The sequence below is a fragment of the Desulfopila sp. IMCC35006 genome (assembly GCF_005116645.1).
Taxonomy (GTDB): Bacteria; Desulfobacterota; Desulfobulbia; order Desulfobulbales; family Desulfocapsaceae; genus Desulforhopalus_A.
Window position 1 is genome coordinate 89,572 of the sequence record NZ_SWCM01000016.1, and the last position, 11,344, is coordinate 100,915.

Sequence of the window (11,344 nt, forward strand, 5' to 3'; positions counted from 1 at the left end):
AAGTAATACTCTCAGCAGGAGCTCTACAAGAGAAGTTCATGGGTTTGACTCTACGCTCCATGCGTCTGCCTCATCTGCTTGGTGATAGACACAATATAAAAACATTTTGACCAGAAACACTCTGATTCTTGCGCTACAATTCATCTTTAAAAAGAACAGTATTCCCATTCCTGCCATGTAGCGTGCTTCCGTCATGCATACCATAGCCGCCGGCGCGGTTTTCTGCAGAAGCAGTATCGCCGACCACTCGTTTCTTCCAATATAAATGCATTCCTTATGCCCCTGGAGGTCTCAAACAAATCCACCCACTGCAGTTGGAAAATACTTTCTTGACAAAGTTACACCTATAACGTATTTTACGTTCATTATGAAAAATAAATGGATTCTCTTCTCATACTCTGTCCCTTCTTCCAACGCCAAAGCGCGAATGCGTATCTGGCGCCGTATTTCTGCTGCGGGCGCAGTCCAGCTCAAAACCGGCCTGCAGATCTTACCGGATCGGGACGACTTGCTGGAAAACATGACCTGGCTGATTGGTGAAGTAAATTCTCTTGGCGGCGAGGCGCTGGCGGTTCAGTGTGCACAGATCGAAGGGATGGAGGACGATCAGATTGAGAAACTCTTTCAGGCCCAACTTGATCCGGAATATTTACACATTCAGGCCGAAGCGAGATCCTTGCTCACCCCCCCGGAGCTGCCATTGCTTGAGGACCGAACAAAAGAACTCTCCGCTATTTTGCGCAAGCTTCGCAAACGGTGTGAGGCCCTGCAGAGCCGAGATTTTTTTCCTTCCGGTGCAGCCAGTAAGACATTGGCCGTGCTTGATGCCACCTCGGCACGGCTTCTCAAGTCTGAGGCAGCAGTCGCCCCGGTCACAGCTGTCGCTCGCAGCCAGTATCAGAGCAAAACATGGGTAACGCGCGCCCAGCCATATATCGACCGTTTAAGCAGCTCCTGGCTCATCAGCCGATTCATTGACGACAATCCCCGGTTCCGGTTTCTAGAGGCTGACGAGAAGGCTAAAACATCAGCAGGAGAGATTCCTTTTGACATTGCCGGCGCAGATTTTTCACACCAGGGTGCATTGATCACCTTTGAAGTAATGGCCCGTGATTTCGATCTGCTCCACCCTGCAATCATAAAAATGGCGGAATTGGTACACTTTATCGATGTGCAGGAGGATGCGGTCCTTCCTGACGATGCGGCTTTACTGAAAAACATTATCGATGGCCTGGTTGCCATTTCAAGCAGCGATCACCAGTTGCTGACCAATGCCCTGCTCGTCTTCGATGCGCTGTATGCCGCATTTTCTAAAAAGTAGCGCGAGCAAAGCAAACTTCCAACCATATCACATACCACCTGTTACAGACCTCACCGCATCAGGATATTTCGGTTCTCCTGATGGGGGAGCTCGGCCTTACGAACCGGCAATAAGAACCAATACGAAAGGAAAACAGTATGCCTCCCTATACAACTCATTTAGCAACAAGCGCAAAAAGGACCGGCAACAATTATCAGCCGATGCATGACTGGCTGGACAACCACCCTGAGCAGAAAATTGCCCGGCATGACCTCGAAACTCTTGCTGAAAACAGGGATTACGTTCGTACTGCCTGGGGTGAAGAAGCGGTCTCCGAGTTCTTTCTCCATGTCGTTGAAGATCTCCTCATGAAAGAAATAACAACCCTCAAGGAGGCCGGTTGCCAGGAAGAGGCTGTTCTGCACAGCATCGAAGTGGCCAGAAAAGCCCTGGAGATTGCATCACGGGTAAAAATACCAGTGGACAAAAAACTCGTCGCCAGAGGTGCTGTCTTTCACGATCTCGGCAAAGCAAAAACCTATGGTATGGAGCACGGCGAGATCGGCGCCAAAATGGCTGCGGAGCTCGGTCTTGAACAAGAAATTCAAGATATCATCCTCAAGCATATTCGTGGCGGGTTGACAGAGCCGGAGGCCATAGAGCTTGGACTCCCGGTCAGGGATTACACGCTTAAAACGGTGGAGGAGAAGATAATCATCTACGCTGACAGGATGGTTGACATCTACATTGATGGTATTGTCCCGGATGCCAATGAAAAAATGGCCGAAGAACGATTCGTCGAAATTCTCCAAGGTTATCAGAAGTATGGAAAAAATAAGACGACTCTGCAGCGATATGTCGCCCTGGACAAAGAAATACAGGGTTGGATGAAATAAAACTGCAAGCCCGGGGGCACAGCCCACCCGGGCTTGTTAATTATTTGCATGATATGAGCACAGCAAGGTCCGATACGGCAATTTTATTTTCAGCCAGAACTACCCGGCTTTTCGCCTACGGGTTCGTTTCCGTGGTATTGGTCCTCTACCTTGCGGAAACAGGTTTAAGTCCTTTGGGCATCGGCACTCTGCTGAGCGCAACCCTTGCCGGGGATATCGTTGTCTCCCTCTGGATCACCATGATCGCCGACCGCATGGGCAGAAAGAAGATGCTCCTTCTCGGCTCACTGCTCATGATTCTGGGCGGAGTGGTCTTTGTCCTGACGCAAAACCCTGTACTCCTGACCCTCGCCGCAATTATCGGCATAATCAGCCCCAGCGGCAACGAAATTGGTCCTTTTCTCTCCATTGAGCAGGCGGCACTGGCGCAACTGGTCTCTGACCAAAAGCGGACCGCCCTGTTTGGCTGGTACAATCTTGCCGGGTCCTTTGCGACTGCAGCCGGCGCCCTTGCCGGCGGCTGGCTGGCAACCCTGCTGCAGGACTTTGGCCTGAGCGCTTTTGCGTCATACCGCTCTATCATGGCGGGATATGCCTGCTGCGGAGCTATTCTTTTGCTGCTGTTTTCAAGGCTGTCTCAGGATTCCGAGCTACCCCGGCAGGTGAGCCCGGAGGTACAGGCACCGACGCGCTTCAACTTCGGTATCGCACGTTCCAAAAACATCGTGTTGAAACTGAGTGGCCTTTTTGCCGTCGATGCTTTTGCCGGAGGATTTGTCGTGCAGAGCATGGTGGCCTGGTGGTTCCATGTCCAATACGGCATTGACGAAGGCTTGCTTGGTACCATGTTTTTCGGAGCAAACCTGCTGGCTGGAGTCTCGGCGCTTGCGGCTACGAAAATTGCAGGCCGTATAGGCCTGGTAAACACCATGGTGTTTAGCCATATACCGTCCAACATTTTGCTTTGCCTGGTACCGCTCATGCCGAATCTCTGGCTGGCAATAACTGTGCTTTTGCTGCGGGCAAGTATATCGCAAATGGATGTCCCGGCCAGACAGTCCTACACGATGGCCGTGGTCGATCCTGAGGAACGAACAGCCGCATCCGGAATCACCCATGTCGCCCGGTCCGTGGGAGCCGCATCTTCTCCGGTTCTAGCCGGTCTGCTCATGGCCAATCCACTGTTATTCAGCGCTCCGTTCTTTATCGCCGGAGGTTTGAAGATAGTCTACGACCTGTATCTGTACAAACTGTTCAAGAATGTACAGACAAGCCACTGAGATCATAAATGGAACATCAACCATTGCATGCACCGCAAGATACGCCGGAAACAGCAGCACCCTCTTTCATGGAAGCTTTTCTTTTCTGGCTGAAGCTTGGCTGGATCAGTTTTGGCGGTCCCGCCGGACAAATCGCCATCATGCACCAGGAACTCGTTGACCGGAAAAAATGGATCAGCAACGAAAAGTTCCTCCATGCGCTCAACTACTGCATGCTGCTGCCGGGGCCTGAAGCCCAGCAGCTGGCTACCTATATCGGCTGGCTGCTCCATAAGACCAAGGGCGGCATTGTTGCCGGGGTGCTTTTTGTGCTCCCTTCGGTTTTTATATTATTCGGGCTCAGTTACGTTTATGTCTCCTTTGGCACACTCCCTTGGGTTGCGGCAGTTTTTGTCGGTCTTAAGGCAGCAGTGCTTGCCATCGTACTTGGCGCCGTGATCAAAATCGGCAAAAAATCCCTGAAAAACAACATGCTGTTTGCTTTAGCAGCGGCATCTTTTCTGGTCACCTATTTTCTCAACATGCCCTTTCCCGTCCTCATTCTGACAGTCGGCATCATCGGTATACTTGGCAGCCAGTTTGCCCCGAACCTGTTCCTCGTTGGGAAAAAACAAGACAATGCAACGCCACTGGCTGACTCGCCATTTCCTGCAGATAAAGCGATGAGCAGCGAGCCCGGGTCGCCTTTTGCACGAAACGCGATGCTGTTGGCAATATTCGGCGCCCTGTGGGGTCTGCCGCTTCTCGCTCTTTCTCTGCTGCTGCCAGGTTCTATTTTTGCCAGGGAGGCTCTCTTTTTTACGAAAGCGGCGTTTCTTACCTTCGGCGGTGCCTATTCGCTGCTTGGCTACATCGCCCAGGCCGGGGTTGAGCAGTACGGCTGGTTAACCAGTCTGCAGATGATGGATGGTCTGGGACTGGCCGAAACAACTCCAGGCCCGCTGATCATGGTTGTCCAGTTTGTCGGTTTCTTGGCGGGCTGGAATCATTCCGGGTCGCTGGGACCTCTTTTCGGGGCCGTCACGGGTTCCCTGGTCGCCACATATTTTACGTTTTTGCCAAGTTTTCTGTTCATTTTTCTCGGCGCTCCGTACATTGAAAAACTTGCAGGCAACACCAAAATGTCAGCGGCGCTGGCCACCATTACGCCGGCAGTAGTCGGCGTCGTTTTAAATCTTGGCGTCTGGTTTGGCACACATGTGCTCTTTCCGGCAGAAGGCTTCGCCTGGTTTTCGGCTATCCTTGCCATTGTGTCATTTTGGTTGATGCAATTTTATAAAGTCGGAATGATCAGTATAATAGCAGGTGCAGGTGGGCTGGGATTGCTTTGGTATCTGCTTGGATTTTGATGCTTTGAAGAATGCATTTTACATGGGAGACAACGTATGGCTGCAGCTATCACGGTTGCAGAACTGAAAAACAGCATCGCTGATGGGGGGGGAAATCCGGGGTCCGGTTCCTCGAAGGAGGCATCCTGGGATGGCAGGATGCCAGCTGATCCGAGACTGACGGAGTGCATTTATGTCTGTCAGTCTTCACGCCCTCTCATTGAGCTATGATTCACCTCCACTGAAATATGCACAAGTTCCTCATGGACACGCAACTGCTTCTTGAAGTAATCGGATTCAATTGATTCGCTGGTGACAAGCGAGAGGATACAGGCGAATTTCCCCTTACCTACCCGCCACACATGGAGGTCACAGATTTCTGCATCGACAGGACTGACTTTGATTGCCTCTCTAATCTCGCCGACAACAGGCGTATCCATTTCCGCATCGAGAAGAACCCGTCCGGTATCACGCAGCAAGCCATATGCCCAGACAGCGACGAGGCCGGCACCGACAATACCCATAACCGGGTCAAGCCAGGCGGCGCCCCAGAATTTTCCCGCAGTAAGTGCAAAAATAGCCAGCACTGAAGTAGCTGCATCGGTAATGACATGGAGATATGCAGAACGTAAATTCAAGTCATGATGGTGGTCATGCGCGTGATGCGAATGGTGGTCGTGATGACTGTGACTATGATTATGTCCGCCCCTGAGAAGCCAGGCGCAGGCAAGGTTGACAATAAGGCCCAGTATGGCGATACTGATGGCCTGATTGTAACGGATTGGCGTTGGAGCCAGGAGACGCTCGACAGATTGGTACAGCATCAACCCTGCTACTGCCACAAGCAGCAGCGCACTGGTGTAGCCGCCCAGTACCTCAATTTTCCAGGTCCCAAAAGTAAACCTTGTATCATGGGCGAAACGACGGGCGGCACCGTAGGCAAGTACCGACAGGCCAAGCGCCATCGCATGGGAACTCATGTGCCAGCCATCAGCCAGCAGAGCCATGGAGTTGAAAATATATCCACTGCAAATTTCAGCAACCATCATGACTGTGGTCAGGATGACTGCCAGAAGAGTATTTCTTTCAGCTAACGGGTTGCCCTGATCAAAAACATGTGAGTGACTCCAGTCATCAATCTGAAACGGAGGTTGCATTCTCTAGTATCCTTCGGGTAAAAAAATTGCTGCATCCTCATGACCGCTACCCATTAAGAGAGAAACGAGTTGATTTCGCTGCGACATGCAGAGGCGTTGAACGGTTCGGCAACAATATAGAGACAGAGAGGGACTAGTCAATAGTTACCCATCAACATTTCATTGACTTTCATTGCAGAATATTGCCTGACTTGTTCGAAGCACTGGGATACCTGCCAAAACTGGCGACTACACCAGCAGGGAAAAAATCAGCCATTCAGAGGAGCGGCACTGTGCTGATTAAAATTTTAAAACTATTCATCAGAGTGGATTTAAACTATAGACAGGTCAGGACAATTTTCTATATAATCCAGGAAGAAGGCAGCTGCAACTGACCGGCCCGGTTTGACTTTCACCATTTAAAATGCCGCAACATCCAGGAAGAATAAATGACTGTACCCATAAAATGGTCTTGGCTGCTCGGTATCCTCTGTCTCTTGCAGATGACCACCCATGGCTTGCATGCTTATGGTGCCGAAAAGCCAGCAACGCCGGTAGTTCTCACCAATGCTGAACGCAGCTGGCTGCAGGACCATCCCGTAATCACCCTTGCCCCCGACCCCTATTTCAAACCGATTGAGTATTTCGACCAAAAGGGCAACTACCAGGGGGCAGCAGCGGACATTGTCAGGCTGCTGGAAAAAAGAATTGGCATTACCATAACCATAGCCCGGTTGAAAAACTGGGATGAAGCTATAACAAAATTCAAGAACCGTGAAGTAGACCTCCTGGGAGCGATGGTCAAAACTCCCACCCGCGAGAAATTCGCCCTTTTCACCAACACCATTGTCTCAATTCCCGGCGGAATTTTCACCCGCAGCGACAATATTGCTCCTCTCACCCTGGATGGCCTCAGAGGCAAAAAAGTTGCCGTGGTGTCAAATTATACAGCCCATGATGTCCTTAGAAAGGATTATCCGGAAATGATCCTCGATGTCGTCCCCGATGTGGCAACCGGACTGGCCAAGGCATCGCTTGGTATGGTCGATGCCTTTGTCGAAAATATGGCCAACGCAACCTTTTATTGCAGGGAAGCCGGTATCACCAATCTTCGGCTCGCAGGCAAGACCGATTTTGTCTACCGCTGGAGAATCGGCATTCGTCAGGACTGGCCGGAATTGCAGGGAATCCTTAATAAGGGACTGGCGTCGATCAGTGAACAGGAACGCCAACAGTTCATGGAGCGCTACATTTATATCGAGGGCATGGGGTGGCGTCCATCCAAATTGTTTATCGCTGGAATTGTGACAGCTTTATTCGGAGTTTCGCTGCTGTTTGTTATATACTGGAATTATACCTTACGAAAGAGGGTTCGCGGCCGTACCGCCTCGCTGCAACTGGAACTCGGAGAACGACAAAGAGCAGAAACTGCCCTCAGGGATCTGACCGGTCAACTCGAAGCGACGGTCAACGACCGCACCAGCGCTCTTGAGGAAAAAGTGGTTGAGCATACTGCCGCTGAAGCAGCAGCCCGAGCCAGTGAATTGAAATTCCGAGAAGTGTTCGAAAATGTTGCCGACCCCATCTACGTATCCGACATGTCAGGAAAGATCATTACCGCCAACGACCAGGCATGCCTGGAACTGGGTTACACTCATGCCGAAATCCTCACGAAAGGCATTGTCGATCTGGATGTCATCGACAATGCCCCGGAGAAAATTGCCGCGGCCTTTCAAAACTTTGCAAACACTGATCTACAAACATTTGAAACGCTGCATCGACGCAAAGACGGGACTATATTTCCGGTAGAGGTTCGGGCATGCGTGATTGATTTCGACGGCAGGCAAGCAGTCTTAGGTATTGCCCGCAACATCACCGAACGAAAGAACGCCGAGCAGGCATTGAGACAGGCCAATCTGGTCGTCGAAAACAGTCCGATCGTATTATTCCGCTGGCAGGCCATTGACGGCTGGCCGGTGGACATGGTCTCCCAGAATGTCGGCCAATTCGGCTATACCCAGGAGGAACTGCTCTCCGGGACAGTCCCGTTTGTCTCGCTGATTCATCCAGATGATCTGGCGCGTGTTGAACGTGAAGTGCAGGAATATTCGGCAAGCGGAACGGAACGGTTTCAGCAGGAATACCGCTTGCTCACCAAGAATGGCGAGGTGCGCTGGGTGGACGATCGAACGATGGTGGAACGAGATGAGCAGGGCCGGATCGCCTTCTATCAGGGCATTTTCATCGACATTACTGAGCGCAAACTGGCTGAAGCGGCACTGCAGTCTTCTCTTGCCGAAAAGGAGTTCCTGCTGAAAGAAGTCCACCACCGGGTCAAGAACAACCTGCAGATCATCAGCAGCCTGTTACACCTGCAGAGTCGTAAGTCGCAGAACCCCGAGGTGCATGATATCCTGCAGGAAACTATGCATCGTGTCCGCTCCATGGCTCTGCTGCATGAGACACTCTATCGTTCCGGAAATTTCGCCAAGGTCGATTTTTCTCAGTATGTGAAAGGTATCTGTACCTATCTGGCACGTTCGTATGGTTCCGGTGCGGAAAATATCCGGCTGCGTCAGGATATCGCGGAGGTGGCCATGGATATTGACAAGGCCATCCCCGCCGGGCTGATCATCAGCGAACTGGTGACAAATGCCTTTAAACATGCTTTCCCTGCACAATCGAATGGCGAAATTGTCGTAGAGCTGGCGCCCCATGGTACAAATCACCTGATTCTCCGTGTATCAGATAACGGTATTGGTTTTCCCGCTGAGACTCACTGGCAAAGAACCGAGACTCTCGGTCTGAGCCTTGTACAAAACCTCAGCCGCCAGCTGGATGGCCAGATGTCGCTTGCCAGCGAGCAAGGCAGTGTATTCGAACTCGTTTTTCCAGTGCAGGCAAATTGTGAAAAGGTGAACTGAATGACAAAGACCCGTGTCCTCATAGTAGAAGACGAGACCATCGTTGCTCTGGACATCCAGGACCGACTTACAGAACTTGGCTACGAGGTGACCGGCATGACCGGTCGTGGAGAGGAGGCGCTGGCGCTGGTAAGCGCCACCCACCCCGATCTGGTGCTCATGGATATTCATCTCAAAGGGGCGATGGACGGCATCGATACGGCGGACGAAATCCGGCAGCACTGCCATATTCCGATCATTTATCTCACCGCCTACTCCGACGAGAGCACCCTGCAGCGCGCGAAAATCACCGAACCATTCGGCTATATCATCAAACCCTTCGAAGACCGTGAAATCCAGTCGGCAATAGAGATGGCGCTCTACAAACATCAGGCGGAAGAGCGCCTCCGGGAAAATGAGCGTCGATACGCCACGACCCTGTCAAGCATCGGTGACGGGGTGATCGCCACTGACTCCCTTGGCAAGGTAACATTCATGAATCCGGTTGCCGAAAAGCTCACGGGGTGGCCTCTGGCCGAAGCGCACGGCCGTCCCCTGGTGGAAATATTCAAGATAGTCAACGAAGAGACACGGCAGCCGGTGGTAAACCCCGTTACCAGGGTTTTGCGCGAAGGCAAGGTCGTCGGACTCGCCAACCACACTATCCTGATCGGACGGGACGGCAGCGAAATCCCCATCGACGATTGCGCCTCACCTATTGTCGACGATCATAATCAGATCACCGGTACTGTACTGGTGTTTCAGGACGTATCTAAGCGGCGGATTCTTGAACAGAAACAAAAGGAGCGTGAGCAGCAGTATCGGATGCTTTTTGCCAGCAACCCTCATCCCATGTGGGTGTGCGATCTTGAGACGCTTGCCTTTCTGGCAGTAAATAATGCAGCGATCAGACATTATGGCTATTCGCGCGATGAGTTTCTTGCCATGACACTCAAAGACATTCGCCCGCCCGAGCAGGTCGAGGCCTTGCTCCAGGATGTGACGGTAATATCGGAGGGGTTGGATAAAGCCGGAATCTGGCTGCATCGCTTAAAGAATGGCCGGATTATCGAGGTGGAAATCACCACCCATACCCTGGTGTTCGACAATCGGCAGGCAAAATTAGTCCTGGCCTACGACATCACTGAGCGCAATCGCATGGAAAAGCAGCTGCGTGAAAACAAAGAACGTCTGCGACTGGCACTTCTGGCCGGCAACCAGGGGCTGTACGATTTAAATCTCCAGACAGGGGACGCCCAGGTCAACCGGGATTACGCCTGCATGCTCGGGTATGACCCCGACACCTTTCAGGAAACCAACGCCGCGTGGAGAGATCGCCTGCATCCGGACGACCGTGACCAGGTTTACCGTATCTACCAGGAATACATCGACGGTCAACGTGACGAATACCGGGTAGAGTTCCGACAGCGGACCACGTCCAATGACTGGAAATGGATTCTTTCGCTTGGTAAAATTGTACAATGGGACGACAACGGCAAGCCCCTGCGCATGCTGGGCACACACACCGACATCACCGAGCGCAAACAGATCGAACAGCAACACCTTGAGATGGAACGTCATCTGCTGCATACCCAGAAACTGGAAAGCCTGGGGGTTTTGGCAGGAGGCATCGCCCATGATTTCAACAACCTGCTCATGGCCATCCTGGGGTATGCCGATCTCTCTCTGCTTGAAGTCTCACCCGTATCGCCCGTCCGGCCAAAACTCCAGGAAATCATCAAGGCCTCACACCGGGCCGCCGATCTCTGCCGACAGATGCTTGCATATTCGGGCAAGGGACAGTTTGTGATTGAGCATATGTCTTTGAATGAAGTGATCGAGGAAATGATCCACATGCTCAAAACCAGTATTTCCAAAAAAGTGCTGCTCAACCTGAACCTGGATAAAATGGCCCCGGCTATCGAAGGCGATCCGTCCCAGGTCCGCCAGGTACTCATGAATCTGGTGATCAATGCTTCCGAGGCAATCGGTGATAAAAGCGGAGTCGTCACCGTGTCGACCGGAGCCAGGTATTGCGAAGATGCATACCTTCAGGAGACCTTTCATGTCGACTCGCTCCCGGAAGGATTATATGTAAGTGTTGAAGTGAGCGACACCGGTTGCGGCATGGACAGGGAGACGCAGTCACGTATCTTCGAGCCGTTTTTTACGACCAAGTTCACCGGCAGGGGTCTGGGTATGTCCGCCGTAATGGGAATAATGCGGGGCCACAAGGGAGCTCTCAAAGTCTACAGCGAACCGGGCAAGGGAACTACCTTCCGGCTCCTCTTCCCCGCCTCGCCTGACGCCGTGAATACGTTATCTGGAAACGAGGTCGAGATGGACAGTACATGGCGCGGCAAAGGAATGGCGTATATGCCGAGCTCGGCATATCCGTCACTATGCCGAGTTCCTGACTATGCCGAGTCAATGATCCAACTATTTAATAAATAGGCGTTTAGCCTCTTGTAAACTCGGCATAGTTTTTTATGTCTTTTCCT

Annotated in this window: 7 protein-coding genes; 6 read left to right on the top strand and 1 reads right to left on the bottom strand. The window is 51.9% G+C overall.

Annotated elements, in window-relative coordinates; translation table 11 throughout:
* Positions 1–367: 367 nt before the first annotated feature.
* From FCL47_RS20785 to chrA, 4 genes are all read left to right on the top strand, one after another.
* Positions 368–1,321 (top strand): chromate resistance protein ChrB domain-containing protein, encoded by a 954-nt coding sequence (locus FCL47_RS20785; protein ID WP_167496594.1) that lies wholly within the window; start codon positions 368–370, stop codon positions 1,319–1,321.
* Between the two features lie 137 nt (positions 1,322–1,458).
* Complete coding sequence (locus FCL47_RS20790) at positions 1,459–2,196, top strand: HDIG domain-containing metalloprotein (protein WP_136815646.1); 738 nt, start codon at positions 1,459–1,461, stop codon at positions 2,194–2,196.
* Between the two features lie 53 nt (positions 2,197–2,249).
* Positions 2,250–3,476, top strand: a complete 1,227-nt coding sequence (locus FCL47_RS20795) for an MFS transporter (RefSeq protein WP_136815647.1) — start codon at positions 2,250–2,252, stop codon at positions 3,474–3,476.
* Between the two features lie 8 nt (positions 3,477–3,484).
* Positions 3,485–4,825: a chromate efflux transporter gene (gene chrA, locus FCL47_RS20800; protein ID WP_136815648.1), complete on the top strand. Its 1,341-nt coding sequence runs from the start codon at positions 3,485–3,487 to the stop codon at positions 4,823–4,825.
* A 179-nt stretch (positions 4,826–5,004) separates the two neighbouring features.
* On the opposite strand, the gene dmeF is transcribed toward chrA, so the two are convergent.
* Positions 5,005–5,961 (bottom strand): CDF family Co(II)/Ni(II) efflux transporter DmeF, encoded by a 957-nt coding sequence (dmeF, locus tag FCL47_RS20805; RefSeq protein WP_136815649.1) that lies wholly within the window; start codon positions 5,959–5,961, stop codon positions 5,005–5,007.
* Between the two features lie 428 nt (positions 5,962–6,389).
* On the opposite strand from dmeF, the gene FCL47_RS20810 reads away from it, so the two are divergent.
* Together FCL47_RS20810 and FCL47_RS20815 are read left to right on the top strand one after the other, a co-directional pair.
* The gene (locus FCL47_RS20810; RefSeq protein ID WP_136815650.1) at positions 6,390–8,864 is read left to right on the top strand and encodes a transporter substrate-binding domain-containing protein; all 2,475 of its coding nucleotides are present in this window, start codon (positions 6,390–6,392) and stop codon (positions 8,862–8,864) included.
* A complete protein-coding gene (locus FCL47_RS20815) occupies positions 8,865–11,297 on the top strand; it encodes a PAS domain S-box protein (RefSeq protein WP_136815651.1) in 2,433 nt (810 codons plus the stop codon).
* Positions 11,298–11,344 lie beyond the last annotated feature (47 nt).